Origin of the sequence: Streptomyces sp. ISL-98 (assembly GCF_018614055.1) — a bacterium.
In the GTDB taxonomy this organism is placed as follows: Bacteria; Actinomycetota; Actinomycetes; order Streptomycetales; family Streptomycetaceae; genus Streptomyces; species Streptomyces spiramyceticus.
The window spans coordinates 362,622-384,846 of sequence record NZ_JAGGPB010000004.1; the positions used below are offsets into that span (position 1 = coordinate 362,622).

Below are 22,225 nucleotides of genomic sequence, written 5' to 3' on the forward strand. Positions count from 1 at the left end.
CCGGTCCCCCCTGGTCTTACGTTGAAACCGCCCGGCGGGCAGGCGCTGTGCCGCTCCGCCCGCCGAGCGGGGGTCTACAGGGCGGCGCCGCCGCCCAAGTCCTCGTACCGTGCACGCAGTTCCGCCGCGCCCTGCTCCGTGAGCTCACCGTGCAGCCGCATCCGCGCCACACCGCCGTCGGGGAAGGCATCGAGCCGGACATGGGTGGCGACGGCCTGCGCCGGAAGCTTGAACCGGTGCAGCGTGTCGGGCTGGAGCTTCGTACGCGGGATGATCTCGAACCACTCGCCCGTGTCACCGTTGCGCCCGCTCAGCGCGATCCAGCCGGCCGAGTTGCCCTTGAGGTACGCCGTGTCGATCTCGACGGCACGGATCGCGCCCTGCGCGACGAGCCGGAAGCGCACCCAGTCATTGGTGTCGCGGACACGGCGACGGCGGTTCTCCCAGCCGTCGTCCATCTTGCAGGAGGTCCCGGGCAGGATGATCTGCGCCGGTGACGAGTAGAACTTGTCCGAAGCGTCCTCGTACGTACCGCCGTTGAGGATCGAGATGAGGTCGATCGTGCCGAGGAGACCGAGCCACTCGGGGTCGGGCACGACCTCGCCGTGGACACGCAGCCGGGCGACCCCGCCGTCGGGGTGCTGGCACAGCCGCACATGGGTGAAGCGCCGCTCGCAGGCGATCTCGAACCCGTTGGCGGCGTGACCGCGCACAGGCGTCAGCGGGACGATCTCCTCCCACTTCACGTCGTCGCCGAGCAGCTGCTCGGGACTGGGCGAGCCCTCCACGGACGCGGCCTGCACGCTCACCCGCTGCGGGTAGTTGCCACGGAAGTGAGCGGTGTCGACGATGATCCCGCGAATGACACCAGCCGCGCCGAGCCGCACGATGGCCCAGTCGTGGTCGTCGGGCGCGGGGAACGGCTGCGTTCCGTCGACGCCACGGCGGCGGCGGGTCTCCCAGCCGTCCATGATCTTGCCCTTGTGACCGAAGTGCTCCGGGTCGAAGACCGCGCGCTCGCGGACCAGGAGGTTCTCGCGCTCGGCGAAGAACTCGTCATTGGCGGCGATGACGCCCGCACCCAGACGCCGGTCGGCCAGATCGACGAGCTCGGTGAAGGGAAAGTCCCCGCCCCGGTAGTCGGCGTACGGGTCGCCCCCCGTGTAGGGAGCGGCGTCGTTGGCGTGCGGGTCTTCGGGGTGCGCGTCGGTCGTCGTCATGCCCTGACTTTCACAGGCCTGACCGGTCAGGTCCATCGAAAGTTTCTGGACAGCCTTTGAAGCAAACCCGAACGATCAGGTCCAAGTCCGGTCCCTCACCCCACCCGCGCCGCCGCCACCTCCCGCAGCGCCGCCAGTACCCGCGCCACCGCGGGCCCCGCCTCCGCCCCGCGGCGTACGGCCGCCACCACGTGGCGTTGCGGCTGGTCCGCGCTGAGTACGCGCATCACCACGCCCGTACGACGCTCCCCCGCCGCCATCCTCGGCACCAGGGCAACGCCCATCCCCGCCTCCACCATGGCCAGGATCGCCGTCCAGCCGGCGGCGCTGTGGGCCTGTTCGGGCACGAAGCCCGCCGCCTCGCAGGCGTGCCGGGTGATCTCGGACCACGGGCCGCTCCCGCCGAAGATCCACGCCTCGCCGGAGAGGTCCGCAAGCCGCAGACCCGGCGCGGCCGCGAGCGGGTGCCCGGCCGGGAGTGCCACGTCCAGCGGGTCGGCCAGCAGCGGGAAGCGGGCGAGCTTCGGGTCGCGGGCGGTCGGGGCGTGCGCCGCCAGCGACAGGGCGAGGTCGACGTCCCCGCCCGCCAGCAGCTCGTACGCCTCGGCGGCCTCCGCCTCCCTGACCCGCACCTCCAGCGCCGGATGTGTCGTACGGAGCCGCTGCACCGCCGGGACCACCAGCGCGGGCACGGCCGTCGAGAACGCCCCGACGCGCACCTCCCCCGCCTCCCCCTGCACGTACCCCGTCAACTCGGCGTCCGCCCGCTCCAGTTGAGCGAAGACCGCCTCCGCGTGCCGCAGGACCAGGTGGGCCGCGTCGGTCAGGCGCACCCGCCGCCCGTGCGCCTCCAGCAGAGGTACGCCGAGCTGCTTGGCGAGGTTGGACAGCTGCTGCGAAACGGCCGACGGCGTCATCATCAACGCCTCGGCCGTCGCGGTCACGGTTCCCCGGTCGCGCAGGGTGCGCAGGATCCGCAGCTTCTTGATGTCCCACTCGATCATGGGGCGCAACATATCCCGCCCCTGGCCCTACTTGCCCCGCCCCGCCCCCAGCATCACTCCGCCGAGAATCAGCACCATGCACACAACCCCCATCACGCCGGTCGCCTCGCCGAGCAGAGCGAAGGAGAGCAGCGCCACGCACACCGGCTGGAGGTAGTACACAACCCCCGCTCGCGCCGCGCCGATCAGGGCGATCGCCTTGTTCCAGGCGAAGAAGGCGACCGCGGAGGAGAAGACGCCGACGTACAGCAGCGGTCCGACCGTTCCCGTCGTCGGCTCGAAGCCGCCCTGGACGGCGAGGCTGACGGCGTACGCCGGGAGCAGCATCAGCGCGCCGAGCACGAACGTACTGAAGAGGAAGGCGAGTCCGCCCAGCCCGTCGGGCTTGCGGCGCAGCAGCGCGCTGTACGAGCCGAAGGAGAGGGCGGCGGCGAGCATCCACAGGTCGCCGGTGGCGAAGTCCATGGCGAGCGAGCCCTTGCTGACCAGGAGCAGCACTCCGGCGCAGGCGACGAGCATGCCGAGGGTGCGGCGGGCGCCGAGGCGCCGGCCGCCGAGGCGTTCGTAGAGTGCCATCAGGACCGGCGAGGCGGCCATGATCATGCCCATGTTGCCTGCGGAGGTGGACAGTCCGGCCTGGTTGACGAGGGTGTTGTAGACGGTGACGCCGAGCAGCGAGGCCAGCGTGACGAAGCCCAGGTGGCGGCGGAGCAGGGCCCGTTGGCGCCAGGCCTCGCGGGCCGCGAAGGGGGCCACGGCGACGATGGCCACGATCCAGCGCCAGAAGGCGGCCTGCACGGGGGGTACGGAGTCGTGGAGGGCGCGGGATGTGACGAAGCTTCCCGACCAGACGACCGTAGCGACGGCGGCGAGGACGAGGCCGAGCGCGGAGGCCTGCTTCAGCCCCTTCGCCCTCCCCACTGCCGACTCGCCGCTGATGCTGATGCCGGCACGGACGCGGTCCAGGACTGCCACTGATATCCCTCTTCCCTCTCCCCGTTCGGGGATCTTGGTTACGGGATCTACCGTCGCACCGACGCACCAGTCAGGTCCATCGAATGTTTCGAACCATTCCCTTCAGGTGAGCTGAAAGATCGGGGCCTGACGGTCATCTGCCCCACCAGCGTCGCGCCGAGCGCGATCACCATTCCGATCACCTGCACCGGCGTCAGCGCCTGCCCCAGCGCCGCCCATCCGATGACCGCGGCCGTCAGCGGCGACAGCGGGCCGAGAAAGGTGACGGAGGTCGCCGTCAGCCGCCCGATGCCGCGGAACCAGAGCCAGTAGGCGACCGCGGTGTTGACCAGCGCGAGGTAGAGGTAACCCGCCACCGCACGCCCGTCGAGCGCGGGCGGCGCACCCTCCACCAGGAGCGCGACGGGCGCGATCAACAGCCCGCCCGCAGTGAGCTGCCAGCCCGTCATGACCAGCGGGCCCACGCCGTCGGGCCGGCCCCAGCGCTTGGTGAGGACGGTGCCCGCGGCCATCGAGGCGGAGGAGGTGAGGGCGGCCACCACCCCGATCATGTCCAGCGCCGCCGTGGCGCGCAGTACGACCAGGCTGACGCCCAGCGCCGCCGCGATCCCGGTGAGCAGGGTGCGTACGGTCGGCTTCTCGCTGAGCAGGAGCATCGCGAGCCCGGCCACCCACAGCGGCGCGAGCGAGCCGAAGACCGCCGCCATGCCGCCGGGGAGGCGGTAGGCAGAGAGGAAGAGCAGCGGGAAGAACGCCCCGATGTTCAGCGCTCCGAGGGCGGCCGCCTTCCACCACCAGGCGCCGCGCGGCAGGGTCCGGCCGATCGCGAGCAGCATGAGCCCGGCGGGGAGTGCGCGTATGAGGCCGGTGAACAGCGGCCGGTCGGGCGGCAGGAACTCGGTGGTGACGGCGTACGTGGAACCCCACGAGATGGGTGCGAGCGCGGTCAGGGCGATTGTTCCGGCGCGGTTCATGGCAACCCCCAGGAGTAGCTTGGTCCAAAGTAGCTTACTCGTAAGCTACTTTCCGTCAAGCAACTTTCTTGCGGTCGACCGAACCTCTGCAGATACTGCGGGCATGACGACCAAGGCGACCAAGGACCCCGTCGACGCCATCACCGCCCAGTGGGCCGAGGTGCGACCCGAGCTCGACACCGCCCCGATGGCCGTCTTCGGCCGCATCTACCGGATCGCGCGCGCCATGGGCGACCGCATCGAGAAGGCGTACGCGCAATTCGGCATCTCGCGCGGCGAGTTCGACGTCCTCGCCACGCTGCGCCGCTCCGGCGAGCCGTACACACTCTCACCGCGCCAGCTCTCCGCGACGCTGATGCTGACCACCGGAGGGATGACGGGCCGCCTCGACAAGCTGGAGCGGGCCGGACTGCTGGTCCGCAGCCCTGATCCGCACGACCGGCGCGGCCTGCGCGTGACGCTCTCGGAGCGCGGCCTCGCGATCGTCGACCAGGCGGTGGTCACCGGTCTGGAGCTGCAGAGCGAGGCGCTGGAAGGGCTCGGCGAGGAGCAGGCGGAGCAGCTCTCGGAGCTGCTGCGACAGCTGCTGGCGGGCACGGCCGAAGGGTAGGAAAACGCACCGAAGGCGCCCCCGCTGCCGTATGTACGGAGCAGGGGCGCCCTCAGAAAGCTGTGCCTGGCGGCAGAGCCCGGACCCGGACGCGGGTCAGCGGCTCTGCTTCCTGGACTTGTCCAGCACCATGACGAGACCCGCGATCACCAGGAACAGGCCGATCGGTGCCGCGACATACAGGCCGAGGGTCTCGGCCACACTCAGGCCCGGACCCGGGTCGTCACCGTCGTCGGGGGTGACCGCGAGCGCGGGGGACGACATGAGCAGCATCATCAGCGTCGTACCGGCCGCGACGGCTCCGGCGCGCAGGGTGTTCTTCTTGTCCACGGTGCCAACGTAGCGAATGCCTACGAGGGCCGCGCGCCCGGGGGTGCCATACGCAGTGCCGCACGGATTCCCGCAGGCGATCCCACAGGCACTCCCCCCGAGGCCCTGAACACGTCGATCAGCCTGTGCACCCGCGGCGAGGCAGCCAGGTCCTCCAGGGTTACGGGATGTCCCTCGGCGTCGGCGACGGGCAGCCGCCAGTTGGGGTACTGGTCCCAGGTGCCCGGCAGATTCTGCGGGCGCCGGTCGCCCACCGCGTCCGGCAGCCAGATGCCGACCATCCGGGCCGGGGTGCTCAGCAGGAAGCGGTAGACGGCGCGGATCTCGCCCTCCTCGTCGCCCGCGCCCTCCGGCAGCAGCCCCAGCCGCGCCAGGTACGCCAGCCATTCGGCGACCTCCGCCGTACCCTCGGCGTGCTCCTCCTCCAGGGGCCGGGTGAGCAGGCCCAGGCGGTGGCGCAGCGCGACATGGCCGCCGGTGAGGCGGGCGGCGGTGGACGGCAGGTCGTGCGTGGTGGCGGTGGCCACGCAGTGCTCGCGCCAGTTCTGCGGGGGGAGGGGCTCGCCCGTATCGGCCCAGTCGCGTTCGAACCACAGCACCGAGGTGCCGGAGACTCCGCGCTCGTCGAGGGCGTCGCGCACACCGGGCTCGACGGTGCCGAGGTCCTCCCCTATGACGACGGCGCCGGCCAGGTGTGCCTCCAGCGCGAGGACGGCGAGCATCGCCTCCGCGTCGTAGCGGACGTACGTCCCCTCCGTGGGCTCGCGGCCCTCCGGAACCCACCACAACCGGAAGAGCCCCATCACGTGGTCGATGCGCAGGGCGCCGGCATGGCGCAGGAGCCCGCGCAGCAGGCCTCGGAACGGGGCGTACGCCGCTTCGGCGAGGACGTCCGGGCGCCACGGCGGCAGGCCCCAGTCCTGGCCGCGCGCGTTGAAGGCGTCCGGCGGGGCGCCGACCGACATGCCCCGGGCGAAGGCGTGCTGCTGCGCCCAGGCGTCGGCGCCGCCGGGATGCACGCCGACGGCCAGGTCGTGCACGACGCCGACAGGCATACCGGCGTCACGGGCGGCGCGCTGGGCGGAGGCCAGCTGGGAGTCGGTGAGCCAGGCCAGCCAGCAGTGCAGATCGACCCGGTTGTACAGGTCGGAGCGGGCGTGCCGGACCTCGGCGGCGCGCGGGTCGTCGCGCAGCCCGGCGGGCCAGGTGTGCCAGTCCGAGCCGTGCACCTCGGCGAGCGCGCACCAGGTCGCGTGGTCCTCCAGGGCGGCGCCCTGCTCGGCGAGGAAATCGCAGAAGGCGGCGCGGCGGCCGGGGCCGAGCGGCACCTTCCGTACGGCCTCCAGGGCTTCCTTCTTCAGCTCCCACACGGCGTCGCGGTCGATCAGCGCGCCCTTGTTCAGGACGGAGTCGCGCAGCGCGGCGGCCTGTTCGAGCAGGTCTTCGATGCGCGCGCGGTCGCCTGCCGGGACATGCGCGAACTCGGGCACGTCCTCGACCCGCAGGTGTACGGGATCGGGGAAGCGGCGCGAGGACGGACGGTAGGGCGAGGGGTCCGTCGGCGTACCGGGGACGGCCGCGTGCAGCGGATTGATCTGTACGAATCCGACGCCGAGGGAGCGTCCCGACCAGGCGGCCAGTTCGGCGAGGTCTCCGAGGTCGCCCATGCCCCAGGAGCGCCGGGACAGCAGGGAGTAGAGCTGGACGAGCAGCCCGTAGGAGCGGCCGGGTGGCTGCGGGACGCGGTCGGGGGCGACGACGAGGGTGGCGGCCCCCTCGGCCCCGTCCGGCGTGCGCACGCTCAACCGGTGCACGCCGAGCGGCAGTTGACCCCACCCCTCCTCGCCCCGGGGCGGGGTCTGCCACTCCACTGGCCACTCCACGGTCTCGCCCTGCTCCGTTTCGACGCGGAGCAGGGCGCCGTCGGGGAGGCCGGTCAGGGCCGGTGGCGGCAGTGGGCCTGCGGGGCCCGCCCAGGTCACCACCGTCGCGGGCAGCAGACGGTGTGCGGCGGCCGTCCCGTGGGCGTCGAGGGCTGCCCGTACCGCCTCGGGTGTTCCCGCGTCCACGCCGAGGGCCGCGAGCACGGCCACAACGGTGTCGTCGGGGACCTGGAGGGTGCGGTTCGCCGATGGCTGGTAGGACGTGGCGACGCCGTGCAGGGCGGCGAGGCGGGCAAGGCCCATTCAGACCCCCGTGGGCTCCATGCCCGATGCTGTGCCGTGGGCAGTCGGTTCGCTGGTCAGGGGTGCGGCGTCGGCCATCGGGGGCTCGCTGGTGAGCGGGGCGGCGTCGGCCATCGGAGGCTCGCTGGTCAGCGGCGGCTCGGTGGTGAGCAGCGGCTCCGCATAGTCGTATGAGGCGTAGTCGTATCCGGCGTGCATCGCGTCGTATGCCGTGGTCGGGCCCGGCACCTGTTTGGACAGGGCGGAAAGGAGAAGCTGTGCTGCGGCCACAGGGGCCTCCCTACGGTGGTCTACGTGGACACAGCAGCCCTACCCAGTGGGCGCGGCCGCAGACGTATACATTCCCCGAACGTGTCCCGGGTCACAATCCGTTCCCCCTTGGGAAATTGACAGCTCGGCGGCCGGGTGGTGGGCTCGGTGCCCACACTGGGATGTCTGAGGCGACTGGGGAGACGGCTGTGCAGCTCGGGCGCAGGAGAGGCGCGACCGCTGTCGCGGTCGCCGTAATAGGCGGTCTGCTCGGCGGTGCGCACGGTGCGTTCGCCGCCCCGTCCGACCCAGGCCCCGGTACCCCCGCCACCACCTTGCCGGACCGCGAGAGCGATGCCGCGCTGCCACCCGTTTGGCCGCGTCCGCAGTCGATGCGGGCGGCGGGGCCGGCGGTCCCCGTGGGCGACGACGCGGTGCTCGTAGCGGGGCGCGGATCCGATTCGTACGCCGTGGAGGCGCTCGAAGCGGTGCTGCGCGGGGCGGGCGTGAAGACGCTGTACAGCGTCAAGGAGGGCGAGCCGGTGCCCGCGCGCGGCCTCGTCGTGAAGGCGGGCGGAACCGGCGCGCAGGACGCGCTGCGTGCCCTGCGCGCCACCGCACGTGACGACCTGCCGTCCGGCGGCTACAGGATCGCCGTCGGCAGCGTCGACGGCCGGGACACGGTCGCGCTCGACGGGATCGGCGACGACGGTCTCTTCCACGCCGCGCAGACCCTGCGGCAGCTCGTCACAGCCGCCAAGGACGGGCAGGGCGGGCAGGAGATCGCCGGGGCCATGGTCCGCGACTGGCCGGGGACGGCCGTACGCGGGATGACCGAGGGTTTCTACGGGCAGCCGTGGACGCCCGAACAGCGCCTCGCGCAGATCGACTTCATGGCCCGCACCAAGCAGAACCGTTATCTCTACGCGCCCGGCGACGACCCGTACCGCCAGGCACGCTGGCGCGACCCCTACCCGGCGGACCAGCGCGCCGCCTTCCGGGCGCTCGCCGAACGGGCCCGGCGCAGCCATGTGACGCTGGGCTGGGCCGTGGCTCCCGGGCAGGCGATGTGCATGTCGTCGGACGACGACATCAAGGCGCTCAACCGCAAGTTCGACGCGATGTGGGCGCTCGGGGTGCGGTCCTTCCAGCTCCAGTTCCAGGACGTCAGCTACAGCGAGTGGCACTGCGGCCAGGACTCCGACACGTTCGGCTCGGGCCCCCGTGCGGCGGCGAAGGCGCACGCCCGCGTGGCCAACGCCGTGGCGAAGCATCTGACTGAGCGGCACCCGGGGGCGGAGCCGCTGTCCGTGATGCCGACGGAGTTCTACCAGGAGGGCAACACCGCGTACCGGCAGGCCCTGGCCGCCCAGCTGGACGACGGGGTGCAGGTCGCGTGGACGGGTGTCGGCGTCGTACCGAAGACGATCACCGGGCGTGAACTGGCGGGCGCGCGCACCGCGTTCAGGCGTCCGCTGGTCACCATGGACAACTACCCCGTCAACGATTACGCGCAGGACCGCATATTCCTCGGCCCCTATACGGGCCGTGAGCCTGCCGTCGCGACCGGCTCGGCGGCTCTCCTCGCCAACGCCATGGAACAGGCCTCCGCCTCCCGCATCCCCCTCTTCACGGCCGCCGACTACGCCTGGAACCCCCGGGGTTACCAGCCGCAGGAGTCCTGGCAGGCCGCGATCGACGACCTGGCGGGCGCCGACGCACCCGCCCGCGAGGCGATGCGGGCGCTGGCCGGCAATGACGCCTCCTCCGTACTGGGCGGCGAGGAATCGGCGTATCTGCGTCCGCTGATCCACGACTTCTGGCGTGCGCGTACGTCCACGGACCAGGGCGTGCGGGACGCGGCGGCCAAGAGGCTGCGCGCCGCCTTCACCGTGATGCGGGAGGCGCCGCAGCGGCTCCGGTCGTCGGCGGGCGGTGCGTTCGACGACGAGGTACGGCCGTGGATCGAGCAGCTGGCGCGGTACGGCACGGCGGGCGAGCTCTCCGTCGACCTGCTCCAGGCGCAGGCGCGCGGCGACGGCCGGGCCGCCTGGCGGGCGTCACTCGACCTGGACGAGCTGCGCGGCTCCCTCAAGGCGAGCCCGGCCACCGTCGGCAAGGGCGTGCTCGACCCGTTCCTCACGCAGGTGCGCAAGGAGGCGGACGCCTGGACCGGCGCCGACCGCAAGGGCGGAAGCGTCTCCGGGGGCCCGGGCTCGTACACCGTGCAGCTCGGCCGGCCGCGTCCCATCGAGGCGCTGACCGCCATGACGGAGCCCGGTAAGGGCGAGGGCGCGGCCGTCGAGGCGCACGTCCCCGGTCAGGGCTGGCGGCGCATCGGCACGCTGCACGGCAGCGGCTGGACGCAGGCGGACGCCGAGGATGCGCGCGCGGATGCGATACGCGTGTCCTGGCAGGAGTCCCGGAAGGGCGCCGATGCGCCCGCCGTCCACCACCTCGTGCCCTGGTTCGCGGACGAGCCGCGTGCGGAGCTGCGGCTCAAGCGCACCGAGACGGACGCGGAGATCGGCGGCAGGCCGCAGCGCGTCGAGGCACGGCTGACCGGCCAGCGCCCCGGGGATGTGCGGGCCCGGCTGACGGCCGAGCCGCCCAAGGGCATAGCGGTGAGGGCGCCGCGGACGACGACGGTGCCGCGCGGCTCCCGCGCCACCGTCCCCGTCGAGATCAGCGTGGACAAGTCGGTGCCTGCGGGCGAGTACAAGGTGCCGGTCGCCTTCGACGGCCAGGAGAGCGTCCTGACGGTGCGGGCGTTCCCGCGCACGGGGGGCCCGGACCTGATCCGCGGCGAGGGCGCGAGGGTCTCGTCGTCCGGCGACGAGACCGCCGACTTCCCGGCCCCGGCCGCCGCCGACGGCGACCCGGCAACCCGCTGGACCTCGCCGGTCGGCCCTTCCGCGTGGTGGCAGGCCGAGCTGGCGGAGCCGGTGCGGCTCGGCCAGGTCGTACTGCACTGGCAGGAGGCGTACGCGAAGAAGTACCGCGTCCAGGTGTCGGAGGACGGCCGTACATGGCGCACGGCGGCAACCGTCAGGGACGGGCAGGGCGGGCGCGAGTCGGTGCGGATGGATGCGAAGGGGGCGCGCTTCGTGCGGGTGCAGTGCGACGAGCGGGCGCTGCCGTTCGGTTACTCGCTGTTCGGGGTGGAGGCGTACGCGGTGGATGCGCCCTCGGAGTGACGCGCTCGGTGGTCGGGGTGCCTGCGGGGCGGGTAGGGGAACCGGCCCCGCAGGGACCGCACCCCAACGCACGCCCCGCACCGCAAAAGCCCGGACCGTCAGGCGGAAATGCCGTCGATCCGGGCCAGCGCATCATCCGCGCCGAACGGCTGCAAGTACGGCAGCCAGCGCGGATCCCTGTGCCCGGTCCCGATGATCCGCCAGGCGAGCCCGGACGGCGGGGCGGGCTGATGGCGCAGCCGCCAGCCGAGCTCCATCAGGTGCCGGTCGGCCTTGACGTGATTGCAGCGGCGGCAGGCCGCCACCACGTTCTCCCAGGCGTGCTGTCCGCCTCGGCTGCGCGGAATGACGTGGTCGACGCTGGTTGCGACGCCACCGCAGTACATACAGCGCCCGCCGTCCCTGGCGAAGAGCGCACGGCGGGTGAGAGGGACGGGCCCCCGGTAGGGGACCCGCACGAACCGTTTGAGCCGCACGACACTGGGTGCCGGGACGGCGCGGGTCGCGCTGTGCATGAAGGCGCCGGATTCCTCGAGGCAGAGAGCCTTGTTCTCCAGGACGAGGACGAGCGCGCGGCGGAGCGGTACGACGCCGAGCGGCTCGTACGACGCATTGAGGACCAGGACATGCGGCACGGATGCCTCCTATTACGCCGGCGGCGCGTGGCTCGCGCCGGGACGATCTGCTCTCAGTCTCCCCTCATGCCTGGTCGAAACGCCACCACGTCCAGGTAACGGGCTCGGAGTGTTTTCGACCACATCACCTTCATGCCCTGGTGAGGCTTGTCTCTCCCTCGAACAGAGCACCGGACTAGGCGGGATGCCCCGTTAGTGTGGTTGGTCTGCTGTCGTCCGTGCCTGGAGGTTCTTGCCGTGTTCTGGTCCGCCCTGTCGGCCACCGACCCGACGACCGAGCCCGTCACCCTGGACGAGGCCACGCAGCAGGCGAACAACGCCGCCGGCTGGGTGGAGGAGAACTGGTCCGCCTGGCTGAGTGTGGGCCTGCGCATTCTGCTGATCGTGGTGATCGCCGTCGTACTCCGTACGGTCATTCGCCGCGCCCTCACCAGGCTGATAGCGCGCATGAACCGCAGTGCCCAGGCGGTCGAGGGCACCGCGCTCGGCGGCCTCCTGGTGAACGCCGAGCGGCGCCGCCAGCGCTCCGAGGCGATCGGGTCCGTCCTGCGGTCCGTCGCGTCGTTCCTGATCCTCGGTACGGCCGCCCTGATGGTGCTGGGCGCCCTCAACATCGATCTGGCGCCGCTCCTCGCATCGGCGGGTGTCGCGGGTGTGGCGCTCGGTTTCGGTGCGCGCAACCTCGTCACCGACTTCCTCTCCGGCGTCTTCATGATCCTTGAGGACCAGTACGGCGTCGGGGACAGCATCGACGCGGGCGTCGCGTCGGGCGAGGTCATCGAGGTCGGCCTGCGGGTGACCAAGCTGCGCGGCGACAACGGCGAGATCTGGTACGTCCGCAACGGCGAGATCAAGCGGATCGGCAACCTCAGCCAGGGCTGGGCCACGGCCGGAGTCGACGTACAGGTACGCCCCTCCGAGGACCTGGACCGCGTACGCAAGGTGATCGCCGAGACGGCCGACCAGTTCGCCAAGGACGAGCCGTGGAACGAGCTGCTGTGGGGTCCGGTCGAGGTCCTCGGCCTGGACTCGGTGCTGCTCGACTCGATGGTCGTGCGGGTCTCCGCGAAGACGATGCCGGGCAAGGCGCTCGGGGTGGAGCGGGAACTGCGCTGGCGGATCAAGCAGGCGTTCGACCGGGCGGGCATCCGGATCGTCGGCGGCCCCGTGGGAGCCGGGCCGGAGGCCGCTGCTGCCGATCCGACGGCGGGCATGGCGGCGCCGTCCGCCTACGCCTCGGCGACCTCCCCGCAGTCGGTCTCGGCGTCCCCGATCCCGCCGCCCACGAATCTCGCGAAGTAACTCCCGCTGAGGCCCTTGACGCCTGCCTTACGGGCGTCCTACCTTCCTCCCACCGAATAGGAAACTTTCCTAACAATGATCTCCGGGAAAGTGTCGGTAGCTGAAAGGTGGGTGCGTTGCCATGGCCGGGACACCGGGTACGCCGGGAACACCGCGCGTACTGCGCGCGATGAACGACCGTGCCGCGCTCGACCTGCTCCTTGAGCACGGCGCCCTCTCCCGCACGAAGATCGGCAAGCTCACCGGGCTCTCCAAGCCGACCGCCTCCCAGCTGCTGGCCCGCCTGGAGTCCGCGGGCCTCGTCGTCGCCACCGGTACGAGCGAGGGGCGGCCGGGACCCAACGCCCAGCTGTACGCCGTCAACGCCCGCGCCGCCCATGTCGCCGCGCTCGACGTGACACCGGAGCGGATTCTGGCCGCCGTCGCCGACGTGACGGGCGAGACCGTCGGGCAGTTCGCGCTGCCCACGCCCGGCCGCCGCGCCGCCGAGTCCGTCGTCGTCCAAGTGACCGAGGCCCTCGACGGAGCAGTGAAGGCCGCCGGGCTCGTGCGGTCCGACGTCCACCGGGTCGTCGTCGCGACACCGGGCGCCTTCGACCCCGGCACCGGACGCCTGCGGTACGCGTCCCACCTGCCCGGCTGGCACTCCCCCACGCTCCTCGACGAGCTGGCGGCCGCGCTGCCCATGCCCGTCGAGTACGAGAACGACGTGAACCTGGCCGCGGTCGCCGAGCAGCGTCTGGGCGCGGCGCGCGGGCACCAGGACTTCGTACTCCTGTGGAACGAGGGCGGGCTCGGCGCCGCGCTGGTGATCAACGGGCAGCTGCACCGGGGCTGGACCGGCGGCGCCGGCGAGGTCGGCTTCATGCCGGTGCCCGGCACTCCGCTCGTACGCCGGGTGACCAAGGCGAACTCCGGCGGCTTCCAGGAGCTCGCGGGCGGGCAGGCCGTACCGCGGCTGGCCCGGGAGCTCGACATCCCGGTGCCGGCGGCCGATTCGTACACCGAGGAGGCCGTCGCGCTGCTCGCCGAGGCGTCCCTGGCCGGCAGCGGCCCGTACCGGGATCTCCTCCAGGCCTTCGCGACCGGGCTCGCGACCGGCCTCGCCTCGATGGTCGCGCTCCTCGACCCCGAACTGATCGTGCTGTCCGGCGGCGTTCTCGTCGCGGGCGGCGAACCGCTGCGCGCATTGGTCCAGTCGGAGCTCGCCGAACTGGCGGCGCCCCGGCCTCGGCTCGTCATCGGATCCGTACAGGAACAGCCGGTGCTGCGCGGGGCGCTGGAGAGCGCCCTCGCGACCACCCGGGACGAGGTCTTCGACACCTCCCGCTAGTCCCTTCTCTCTACCGCCCGACCCCCGTCCCTGCCCCTGGGAGCTTTGTCATGCGCAGAACCAGCCGTACCAGCCGTCTCATCACCTCAGCCGTCGCGGTCGCTGCGATATCCGTGCTCGCCTCCGCGTGTACGGGCCAGTCGGCGTCCGAGGCGAACGACGACCCGAACGCGAACACCACGATCACCTTCTGGCACGGCTGGAGCGCCCCGGCCGAGGTGAAGGCGATCCGGGCGAACGTCGACCGTTTCGAGGCACAGCACAAGAACATCAAGGTCAACGTCGTCGGCAACATCAACGACGACAAGCTCAACCAGGCGCTGCGCGCGGGTGGTTCGAAGGGCCCGGACGTCGTCTCGTCCTTCACGACGTCGAATGTCGGCAAGTTCTGCTCGTCGGGCGCCTTCGCCGATCTCAAGCCCTTCATCGAGAAGTCGAAGCTCGACCTGGAGAAGACCTTCCCGAAGGTGACGCTGGACTACACGCAGTTCGAGGGCAAGCGGTGCGCGATGCCGCTGCTCGCCGACGCGTACGGCCTCTACTACAACAAGGACGCCTTCAAGAAGGCCGGCATCGCGTCCCCGCCGAAGACCATGTCCGAGCTGACGGAGACGGCGAAGAAGCTCACGAAGACCAAGGGCGACAGCTACGAGCAGCTCGGCTTCATGCCGAACTTCCACGGCTTCGAGACGACCACCGAGCACTACATGGGCAGTTGGGACCAGAAGTACTTCGACGAGAGCGGCAAGTCCAACATCGCCAAGGATCCGGCCTTCGCCGCCATGTTCACGCAGCAGAAGAAACTGATCGACGAGCTCGGCGGCTTCGAGAAGCTGGAGAAGTACCGGGGCACGTTCGGTGACGAGTGGGGCGCCAAGCACCCGTTCCACACCGGCCAGGTCGCGATGCAGATGGACGGCGAGTGGCGGCTCGGCATGGCGGAGGACGCCAAGGTGCCGTTCGAGATCGGCGTCGCGCCGATGCCCGTCGCCGACGACGAGGCCGACAGCTACGGCAAGGGCTTCCTGTCCGGCACGATCATGGGCATCGCCCCGGCCGGCAAGAAGCAGAACGCGGCCTGGGAGCTGATCAAGTTCATGACCACGGACACGAAGGCGGTCGTGGAGTTCGCCAACGCGATCCGCAATGTGCCGTCCACCTTCGACGCCCTGAAGTCGCCCGGCCTCAAGCTCGACCCGCGCTTCAAGACCTTCCTGGACATCGCGCAGCACCCGAAGTCGAACACCCCGGCGGGTGCGGTGAATGGTGCGACGTACCTGAACACGCTCCAGGACTTCGGGTACCAGTACGAAAAGGGCGCGGTGAAGGACCTGAAGGCCGGCCTGGAGAAGACGGCTCAGCAGATCGACACCGACATCGCGAAGGCGAAGTAGCCCTCCGATGAGCACGAACACGCTCCGCTCGAAGCGCCGCAGGTCGGCCCTTCGAACGGCGGCCTTCATGTCGCCGTGGCTCGTCGGCTTCAGCGTCTTCTTCGCATACCCGCTGCTGTCGACCGTCTACTTCTCGTTCATGAAATACGACGGTTTCGGTGTCCCCGCCTTCAACGGACTCGACAACTGGACGTATGTCTTCAGCGACTACCCGATGTTCTGGCCGTCGCTGGGCAACACGCTGTGGCTGGTCCTGGTCATGGTCACCTGCCGGGTCGTCTTCGGCCTCGGCATCGGCCTGCTCATCACCAGGATCAAGACGGGTACGGGCATCTTCCGCACCCTCTTCTACCTTCCCTTCCTGGCGCCGCCCGTCGCCGCGACGCTCGCCTTCGTCTTCCTTCTCAACCCCGGGACCGGGCCGGTCAATTCGATCCTCGGTGACATGGGCCTGCCCGCCCCCGGCTGGTTCAACGACGCGTCCTGGTCGAAGCCGGCGCTCACCGTGCTCGCGGTGTGGGGCATCGGCGACCTGATGGTCATCTTCATGGCCGCACTGCTCGACGTACCGAAGGAGCAGTACGAGGCGGCGGAACTGGACGGCGCGTCCGGGCTGCAGCGCTTTCGCTTCGTCACGCTGCCGAACATCGCGCCGATCGTGATGTTCTCGGTCGTGACCGGCGTGATCCAGACCATGCAGTACTACACACAGCCGCTGGTCGCGGGGAAGGTCGCCTCCGGCATCATCGGCGGCTCGGGCCAGCAGTTCGAGCCGGGTTACCCCGACAAGTCGACGCTCACACTCCCCCAGCTCGTGTACAACCTCGGCTTCCAGCGCTTCGACTACGGGGCCGCCTGCGTCGTCGCGCTTGTTCTGTTCGCCCTGGCCATGGCCTTCACCGCACTTCTGATGCGGCGGCGCGGCGGCCTGATCCAGGCAGGGGAATGATGACGGTGACTGTGACTGAGCCTGTGAATGAACCGGTGAACACCGCCTCCACGAACACCACCCTCACGCCGGCCGAGCGCACCGCACGCCGCAAAGCGCTGCTGCACTGGATCGCCGTGCACTCGCTGGGTGTCGCGGCCGCGCTCTTCTTCGTGCTGCCGTTCGTCTTCGTCGTACTGACATCGCTGATGAACGACCAGCAGGCGCTGACCCGCGACCTCACCCCGAACACCTGGGAGTGGGGCAACTACGCCAAGGTCTTTGACACACCCGGCTTCCTGACCTGGTGGCGGAACACCCTGCTGTACGCCGGAGTCGGCACCGTACTCACGGTCGTCTCCTCGGTCCCGGTGGCGTACGCCCTGGCCAAGTTCCGCTTCCGCGGCCGCAATCTGTCGCTGATGCTCGTCATCTCGATGATGATGCTGCCGCCGCAGGTCGTCATCATCCCGATGTACCTCTTCTGGGCGAAGCAGCTGGACCTGTCCGGCACGCTGTGGCCGCTGATCATCCCGATGGCCTTTGGCGACGCCTTCTCCATCTTCCTGCTGCGGCAGTTCCTGCTGACCATCCCGAACGAGTACCTGGATGCGGCGAAAGTCGACGGCTGCGGCGAATTCCGCACCCTCATACGGGTGGTACTGCCGATGGCCAAGCCGGGCATAGCGGCCGTCGCACTGTTCCAGTTCTTCTATGCCTGGAACGACTACTTCGGCCCCCAGATCTACGCCTCGGAGAACCCCGGCGCCTGGACGCTGTCGTACGGGCTGGAGTCCTTCAAGGGCGCGCACCACACCGACTGGAATCTGACCATGGCCGCGACCGTACTGGTCATGGCCCCCGTGATCCTCGTGTTCTTCTTCGCGCAGAAGGCGTTCGTCGAGGGTGTCACGCTGACCGGAGTAAAGGGCTGAGACGACATATGAAACTCGCAGTAGTGGGTGGCGGATCCACCTACACACCTGAGTTGATCGACGGCTTCGCACGGCTTCGGGACACACTGCCGGTCGAAGAGCTGTTCCTCGTCGATCCGGCCGCCGAGCGGCTCGACCTGGTGGGCGGCCTGGCGCGGCGGATCTTCGCCAAGCAGGGCCACCCGGGCCGCATCACGACGACCTCCGACCTGGACGCGGGCGTCGCCGACGCCGACGCGGTGCTGCTCCAGCTGCGCGTCGGCGGACAGGCGGCACGGAAGCAGGACGAGACCTGGCCGCTGGAGTGCGGCTGCATCGGGCAGGAGACGACGGGCGCCGGGGGCCTGGCGAAGGCACTGCGGACCGTGCCGGTGGTGCTCGACATCGCGGAGCGGGTACGGCGTACCAACCCGGACGCATGGATCATCGACTTCACCAACCCGGTGGGGATCGTGACGCGGGCGCTGCTCCAGGCGGGTCACAAGGCCGTCGGCCTGTGCAATGTCGCGATCGGTTTCCAGCGGAAGTTCGCGAAACTGCTCGATGTGGCACCGGCGGATGTGCACCTGGACCATGTCGGGCTGAACCACCTGACGTGGGAGACGGCTGTACGGCTCGGGGGCCCCGAGGGCGAGAACGTCCTGCCCAGGCTGCTGGCCGAGCACGGTGACGCGATCGCCGACGATCTGCACATGCCGCGCGCGATCGTCGACCGGCTCGGCGTCGTCCCCTCGTACTACCTGCGCTACTTCTACGCGCACGACGAGGTCGTACGGGAGCTGAGGACCAAGCCGTCCCGGGCCGCCGAGGTGGCCGGTATGGAGCGGGAGCTGCTGGCCATGTACGGCGACCCGGCGCTGGACGAGAAGCCCGCCCTGCTCGCCGAGCGCGGCGGCGCGTTCTACTCGGAGGCCGCGGTGGATCTGGCGGCGTCCCTGCTGGGAAACAACAGCGGGCCCGAAGGGCCATCCGTTGAGGGTGGTGGCGGGCGACGGGTGGGCGGAGGCTCGACGTACCAGGTCGTCAACACGTACAACAACGGCACGCTGCCGTTCCTCGCCGACGACGCGGTGATCGAGGTCCAGGCGCGGGTGGACAAGACGGGGGCGACGCCGCTGGCCGTGCCCGCACTCGATCCGATGTACGCGGGGCTCATCGCGCATGTGACGGCGTACGAGGAACTGGCGCTGGAGGCCGCGCTGCACGGCGGGCGGGACCGAGTGTTCAAGGCGCTGCTCTCGCATCCGCTGATCGGCCAGTACGAACACGCCGAGGCGCTCACCGAGCGGCTGATCGCTCACAACCGGGAGCACCTGGCGTGGGCGTGATCGCTTCGGTCCTGGCCATCGACGCCGGGAACAGCAAGACGGACGTGGCCGTGATCGCCGCCGACGGATCGCTTCTCTCCACGGCGCGCGGGGGCGGCTTCCAGCCGCCGGTGGTCGGGGTCGAACCGGCCGTCGACGTCCTCGCGGACGCGGTCGGACGGGCGCTGGCCGAGGCGGGGGCCGAGCGCGTGGAGCACGTATCCGCCTGCCTGGCCAATGCGGATCTCCCGGTCGAGGAGCGGGAGTTGGAGGCGGCGGTCCACGGGCGCGGGTGGGGGCGTACGACCGAGGTGCGCAACGACACCTTCGCGATACTGCGCGCGGGCGTGGACGAGCCGCGGGGTGTCGCGGTGGTGTGCGGTGCGGGCATCAACTGCGTCGGCATGCTCCCGGACGGCCGCACCGCCCGCTTCCCCGCGATCGGCCGGATCTCCGGCGACTGGGGCGGCGGCGGGGGCCTGGCGGAGGAGGCGCTGTGGTGCGCGGCGCGGGCGGAGGACGGGCGGGGCGAGGCGACCGCGCTGGCGCGGGCGCTTCCGGCGCACTTCGGGCTGCCGTCGATGTACGCGCTGATCGAGGCGTTGCACCTTGGCCGGATCGAGCCGGTGCGCCGGCACGAGCTCACCCCGGTGCTCTTCGCGACGGCCGGGGCGGGTGACGCGGTCGCCCGGGCGTTGGTGGACCGGCTGGCGGACGAGGTTGTGGCCATGTCGACGGTTGCGCTCGGGCGGCTCGGCCTGCTGGAGGAGGAGGCGCCGGTGCTGCTCGGCGGGAGCGTTCTCGCGGCGCGGCATCCGCAACTGGACGACCGCATCGCGACGTTGCTCGCGGTGCGGGCCCCTAAGGCGGCGCCGCGCGTGGTAACGGCACCGCCGGTGTTGGGAGCGGGCCTGCTGGGCCTGGACCACGTATCGGCCCCGCCCGGGGCACACGCGAGGCTGCGGGCGCAGTACGAGGCGTAGGGCGGGTGCGCGTGCCAGTGCCAGTGCCGGTGCCGGTGCCGGTGCCTGCGGCGCTGTTCCCCTGCCCGCATCCGCATCATGCCGCGCACCCGAACGGGAACCGAACGGATCTCTCCTGCGTATTCATGAGGGGGAGATCGGCGTTCGGAGGGTTCCGCAGGGGCAAGATCCAGTCAATCTTGGTGTGGATGACGGCCACTGCGGCCATACTGAGCTCCGTCAGTGACCGAGGGGGAGGTCAAGTGGCACACCCGCCGAACGTGCGCGAGGCACAGCCACCCGCACGAACCACCGCGTGGGCAGAAGGCGTGGACCGGCTGCGCACCGGCGCGACCACCGAGCCCGGCCGACTCCGGATCATCGGCGCACTCGTCGCCGCGCTCGTCATCGCGTTCGGGGCGGCAACGGCCTGGGAGATCTCGGACCGCGCGGCCGCCGCCGACGCCGTGGTGACCCGCAGCCAGCCCCTGAGCGCCGACGCGGCCAGCATCTACCGCTCCCTCGCCGACGCCGATTCGGCCGCGGCGAGCGGCTTCCTCGCGGGGGCTCAGGAACCGCAGGACGTGCGCGAGCGGTACGAGAAGGACATCGCGACCGCGTCGGGGCTGCTGGTGAAGGCCGCCGCCAATACGGACAGTTCCAGCCCGTCCGGGCGTGAAATCGTCACCCTCAACGAGCAGCTCCCCCGCTACACGGGCCTGATCGAGCGCGCCCGCGCCAACAACCGCCTCGGCCTGCCTCTCGGCGGCGCGTATCTCCGCTATGCGAACGAGCGGATGACGAAAACGCTGCTCCCTGCCGCCGAGAGGCTGTACGAGGCGGAGACCAAGCGCCTCGGAGCGGACTACGACGAGGCACGCGCGTGGCCGTTCATCGGGCTCGGCGTCGGCCTCGTAGCGCTCGGTGGCCTGTTCTGGTCGCAGCGGCGCAACTACCGGCGTACGAACCGGGTGTTCAACCACGGCCTGCTGGCCGCCAGCATCGCGTCCGCCGTCGTGCTGCTGTGGCTCGGTGTCGGGCACGCCGTCGCGAGTGCCGGCCTGAAGGACGCCAAGACGCACGGCCAGGAGTCCCTCGAAGTCCTCAACGACGCACGCATCAACTCGCTCAAGGCCCGCGCCAACGAGAATCTCACCCTGGTCGCGCGTGGTGCCGTACTGGCCGCGGACGGCAAGCAGGACCTGTACGAATCCGAGTACACACAGGGCATGAAGGTCCTCGGCCGGGCGCTCGGTGACGCGCGCAAGCTCGCCGACGACCCCGAGGGCAGCGCCCCCGTGGCGGACGCCGCCGTCAAGGCCAAGGAGTGGCGCAAGCGCCACGGCACCGCACGCGGCACCGACGACAAGGGTGACTACGAGGGAGCCCTGAAGCAGATCATCGGCGACAAGGGCTCCACCGGCGAATGCTTCAGCGGCGTCGACGCGGCGCTGGAGAAGGCGCTCGCCCACGAGCAGAAAGAGTTCACGCAGGCCGCCGAGGACGGGCGGGGCTTCCTGACCGGGCTGCCGCTGGGCGCCGCGGTGCTGGCGGTGCTCGGCGCCGCGGGCGCGGTGCTCGGCATCGGGCGCAGGCTTTCGGAGTACAGGTGAGACGGGCGGGAGGAGGCGCGGTGACCAGCACAGGCGGCGAAACGGGCAGCAGGCCGGACCGGCGGATCCCTGTCGGCAGGCTGCGCGGCTGGGGTGGAGTGGCCGCGATGGCCGCCGCCTGCGCGCTGACGGCCGCGGTGACACTGCTGCCGCTCTCACACAGCGGCGGCGACGACGACAGCGACGGCAGCGACAAAGTGGCGGGCCAGGGAGTGGGCCGGGCCGTGACCGCGCAGCGGGCGGACTCCTGCGACACCCCCGAGGCGAGCCTGACCCCGTCGGGAGCCGAAGGTCCGGCGATCGAGAAGATCAAGGAGCGGGGCAAGCTGATCGCGGGAGTCGACCAGAACAGCTTCCGCTGGGGCTACCGCAATCCGGCCACCGGTGACCTCGAAGGCTTCGACATCGACCTCGTGCGCGCCGTGGCCGAGAGCATCCTCGGCGACCCCGACAAGGTCATCTACCGCGCCATACCCACCAATCAGCGCATCCTCGCCCTCCAGGAGGAGAAGGTCGACGTCGTCGTCAGGACGATGACGGTCAACTGCACCCGCCTGAAGGACGTCGCCTTCTCCACGGCGTACTTCCAGGCCGGCCAGCAGGTGCTCGCCCCCAAGGAATCGCCGATCACGGGCTACGACAAGTCCCTCGCAGGCAAGAAGGTCTGTACGGCGAAGGGCTCCACGGCGTACGACGCGCTCGTCAAGAAGTCGTACGGCGCCGACTTCAAGGACCGCACCGTGTCCAACCAGCTGGACTGCCTGGTGCGGCTCCAGCTCGGCGAGGTCGACGCGGTGGTGACGGACAACGCTCTGGCGGCGGGCCAGGCGGCACAGGACCCGGCGGTCGAGCTCAAGGGAGAACCGTTCACGCAGGAGTACTACGGCATCGCCACGAAGCTCGGCAGCGACGATCTGGTGCGCCGGCTGAACCAGGTGCTCGTCGACTACCGCGAGGGCGGCGACGACAGCCCGTGGATGAAGGCTTACGCCAAATGGCTGAAGGACGACCTTCCGGGCATAACCAAGCCACCGGCGCCCAAATACCGGGACAATTAGCGGCAGTAGCAAG

General features: G+C 70.8%; 19 protein-coding genes. 11 read left to right on the top strand and 8 right to left on the bottom strand.

What is annotated here, in order from left to right; translation table 11 throughout:
• Positions 1 to 74 precede the first annotated feature (74 nt).
• The 4 genes from alc to J7I98_RS04990 form a co-directional block, all read right to left on the bottom strand.
• Positions 75 to 1,220 carry an allantoicase gene (gene alc, locus J7I98_RS04975; RefSeq protein WP_214918769.1) on the bottom strand — a complete coding sequence of 382 codons (1,146 nt, stop codon included), beginning with the start codon at positions 1,218 to 1,220 and terminating at the stop codon, positions 75 to 77.
• A 95-nt stretch (positions 1,221 to 1,315) separates the two neighbouring features.
• Positions 1,316 to 2,224 carry a LysR family transcriptional regulator gene (locus tag J7I98_RS04980; RefSeq protein WP_214918783.1) on the bottom strand — a complete coding sequence of 303 codons (909 nt, stop codon included), beginning with the start codon at positions 2,222 to 2,224 and terminating at the stop codon, positions 1,316 to 1,318.
• 27 nt (positions 2,225 to 2,251) lie between these two features.
• Complete coding sequence (locus tag J7I98_RS04985; RefSeq protein ID WP_308377676.1) at positions 2,252 to 3,163, bottom strand: DMT family transporter; 912 nt, start codon at positions 3,161 to 3,163, stop codon at positions 2,252 to 2,254.
• An 83-nt stretch (positions 3,164 to 3,246) separates the two neighbouring features.
• Positions 3,247 to 4,173, bottom strand: a complete 927-nt coding sequence (locus tag J7I98_RS04990; protein ID WP_214918799.1) for an EamA family transporter — start codon at positions 4,171 to 4,173, stop codon at positions 3,247 to 3,249.
• A gap of 103 nt (positions 4,174 to 4,276) precedes the next feature.
• Between J7I98_RS04990 and J7I98_RS04995 the strand changes: the two genes are divergently transcribed.
• The gene (locus J7I98_RS04995; RefSeq protein WP_214918802.1) at positions 4,277 to 4,783 is read left to right on the top strand and encodes a MarR family winged helix-turn-helix transcriptional regulator; all 507 of its coding nucleotides are present in this window, start codon (positions 4,277 to 4,279) and stop codon (positions 4,781 to 4,783) included.
• Between the two features lie 96 nt (positions 4,784 to 4,879).
• On the opposite strand, the gene J7I98_RS05000 is transcribed toward J7I98_RS04995, so the two are convergent.
• Genes J7I98_RS05000 through J7I98_RS05010 form a run of 3 tightly spaced genes read right to left on the bottom strand, consistent with a single transcriptional unit; the run spans position 4,880 to position 7,497 of the window.
• Positions 4,880 to 5,113: a hypothetical protein gene (locus tag J7I98_RS05000; protein ID WP_214918805.1), complete on the bottom strand. Its 234-nt coding sequence runs from the start codon at positions 5,111 to 5,113 to the stop codon at positions 4,880 to 4,882.
• 20 nt (positions 5,114 to 5,133) lie between these two features.
• The gene (malQ, locus tag J7I98_RS05005) at positions 5,134 to 7,299 is read right to left on the bottom strand and encodes a 4-alpha-glucanotransferase (RefSeq protein WP_214918808.1); all 2,166 of its coding nucleotides are present in this window, start codon (positions 7,297 to 7,299) and stop codon (positions 5,134 to 5,136) included.
• On the bottom strand, positions 7,300 to 7,497 hold the full coding sequence (locus J7I98_RS05010; protein ID WP_251020172.1) for a hypothetical protein: 198 nt from the start codon (positions 7,495 to 7,497) through the stop codon (positions 7,300 to 7,302). It lies immediately after the preceding gene.
• A gap of 260 nt (positions 7,498 to 7,757) precedes the next feature.
• Between J7I98_RS05010 and J7I98_RS05015 the strand changes: the two genes are divergently transcribed.
• The gene (locus J7I98_RS05015) at positions 7,758 to 10,745 is read left to right on the top strand and encodes a beta-N-acetylglucosaminidase domain-containing protein (RefSeq protein WP_214919170.1); all 2,988 of its coding nucleotides are present in this window, start codon (positions 7,758 to 7,760) and stop codon (positions 10,743 to 10,745) included.
• Positions 10,746 to 10,843: 98 nt separating this feature from the next.
• On the opposite strand, the gene J7I98_RS05020 is transcribed toward J7I98_RS05015, so the two are convergent.
• Positions 10,844 to 11,380 (bottom strand): HNH endonuclease, encoded by a 537-nt coding sequence (locus J7I98_RS05020; RefSeq protein WP_214918834.1) that lies wholly within the window; start codon positions 11,378 to 11,380, stop codon positions 10,844 to 10,846.
• Between the two features lie 237 nt (positions 11,381 to 11,617).
• Here J7I98_RS05020 and J7I98_RS05025 point away from each other — a divergent pair, with 237 nt between their 5' ends.
• The 9 genes from J7I98_RS05025 (at position 11,618) to J7I98_RS05065 (ending at position 22,212) form a co-directional block, all read left to right on the top strand.
• Positions 11,618 to 12,682, top strand: a complete 1,065-nt coding sequence (locus J7I98_RS05025) for a mechanosensitive ion channel family protein (protein ID WP_214918849.1) — start codon at positions 11,618 to 11,620, stop codon at positions 12,680 to 12,682.
• A gap of 121 nt (positions 12,683 to 12,803) precedes the next feature.
• On the top strand, positions 12,804 to 14,015 hold the full coding sequence (locus J7I98_RS05030) for an ROK family transcriptional regulator (protein WP_214918852.1): 1,212 nt from the start codon (positions 12,804 to 12,806) through the stop codon (positions 14,013 to 14,015).
• A 50-nt stretch (positions 14,016 to 14,065) separates the two neighbouring features.
• Positions 14,066 to 15,409, top strand: a complete 1,344-nt coding sequence (locus tag J7I98_RS05035) for an ABC transporter substrate-binding protein (protein ID WP_214918855.1) — start codon at positions 14,066 to 14,068, stop codon at positions 15,407 to 15,409.
• A gap of 7 nt (positions 15,410 to 15,416) precedes the next feature.
• The gene (locus tag J7I98_RS05040; protein ID WP_214918858.1) at positions 15,417 to 16,358 is read left to right on the top strand and encodes a carbohydrate ABC transporter permease; all 942 of its coding nucleotides are present in this window, start codon (positions 15,417 to 15,419) and stop codon (positions 16,356 to 16,358) included.
• An 11-nt stretch (positions 16,359 to 16,369) separates the two neighbouring features.
• Positions 16,370 to 17,272, top strand: coding sequence for a carbohydrate ABC transporter permease (locus J7I98_RS05045; RefSeq protein ID WP_374225070.1), 903 nt, complete (start codon positions 16,370 to 16,372; stop codon positions 17,270 to 17,272).
• Positions 17,273 to 17,280: 8 nt separating this feature from the next.
• Positions 17,281 to 18,600 carry a 6-phospho-beta-glucosidase gene (locus tag J7I98_RS05050; protein WP_214918861.1) on the top strand — a complete coding sequence of 440 codons (1,320 nt, stop codon included), beginning with the start codon at positions 17,281 to 17,283 and terminating at the stop codon, positions 18,598 to 18,600.
• On the top strand, positions 18,591 to 19,562 hold the full coding sequence (locus tag J7I98_RS05055; RefSeq protein ID WP_214918864.1) for a BadF/BadG/BcrA/BcrD ATPase family protein: 972 nt from the start codon (positions 18,591 to 18,593) through the stop codon (positions 19,560 to 19,562). The genes J7I98_RS05050 and J7I98_RS05055 overlap by 10 nt, the downstream gene beginning before the upstream one ends.
• 188 nt (positions 19,563 to 19,750) lie before the next feature.
• Positions 19,751 to 21,154, top strand: coding sequence for a hypothetical protein (locus J7I98_RS05060; RefSeq protein WP_374225071.1), 1,404 nt, complete (start codon positions 19,751 to 19,753; stop codon positions 21,152 to 21,154).
• A 107-nt stretch (positions 21,155 to 21,261) separates the two neighbouring features.
• Positions 21,262 to 22,212: a glutamate ABC transporter substrate-binding protein gene (locus J7I98_RS05065; RefSeq protein ID WP_214919187.1), complete on the top strand. Its 951-nt coding sequence runs from the start codon at positions 21,262 to 21,264 to the stop codon at positions 22,210 to 22,212.
• Positions 22,213 to 22,225: the final 13 nt, after the last annotated feature.

What these genes read in the sequence shown, in the direction of transcription:
- alc (WP_214918769.1), bottom strand. Translation starts at nt 1,220, where the DNA reads ATGACGACGACCGACGCGCACCCCGAAGACCCGCACGCCAACGACGCC.
- J7I98_RS04980 (WP_214918783.1), bottom strand. Translation starts at nt 2,224, where the DNA reads ATGATCGAGTGGGACATCAAGAAGCTGCGGATCCTGCGCACCCTGCGC.
- J7I98_RS04990 (WP_214918799.1), bottom strand. Translation starts at nt 4,173, where the DNA reads ATGAACCGCGCCGGAACAATCGCCCTGACCGCGCTCGCACCCATCTCG.
- J7I98_RS04995 (WP_214918802.1), top strand. Translation starts at nt 4,277, where the DNA reads ATGACGACCAAGGCGACCAAGGACCCCGTCGACGCCATCACCGCCCAG.
- malQ (WP_214918808.1), bottom strand. Translation starts at nt 7,299, where the DNA reads ATGGGCCTTGCCCGCCTCGCCGCCCTGCACGGCGTCGCCACGTCCTAC.
- J7I98_RS05010 (WP_251020172.1), bottom strand. Translation starts at nt 7,497, where the DNA reads ATGCACGCCGGATACGACTACGCCTCATACGACTATGCGGAGCCGCTG.
- J7I98_RS05030 (WP_214918852.1), top strand. Translation starts at nt 12,804, where the DNA reads ATGGCCGGGACACCGGGTACGCCGGGAACACCGCGCGTACTGCGCGCG.
- J7I98_RS05035 (WP_214918855.1), top strand. Translation starts at nt 14,066, where the DNA reads ATGCGCAGAACCAGCCGTACCAGCCGTCTCATCACCTCAGCCGTCGCG.
- J7I98_RS05040 (WP_214918858.1), top strand. Translation starts at nt 15,417, where the DNA reads ATGAGCACGAACACGCTCCGCTCGAAGCGCCGCAGGTCGGCCCTTCGA.
- J7I98_RS05050 (WP_214918861.1), top strand. Translation starts at nt 17,281, where the DNA reads ATGAAACTCGCAGTAGTGGGTGGCGGATCCACCTACACACCTGAGTTG.
- J7I98_RS05060 (WP_374225071.1), top strand. Translation starts at nt 19,751, where the DNA reads ATGACGGCCACTGCGGCCATACTGAGCTCCGTCAGTGACCGAGGGGGA.
- J7I98_RS05065 (WP_214919187.1), top strand. Translation starts at nt 21,262, where the DNA reads ATGGCCGCCGCCTGCGCGCTGACGGCCGCGGTGACACTGCTGCCGCTC.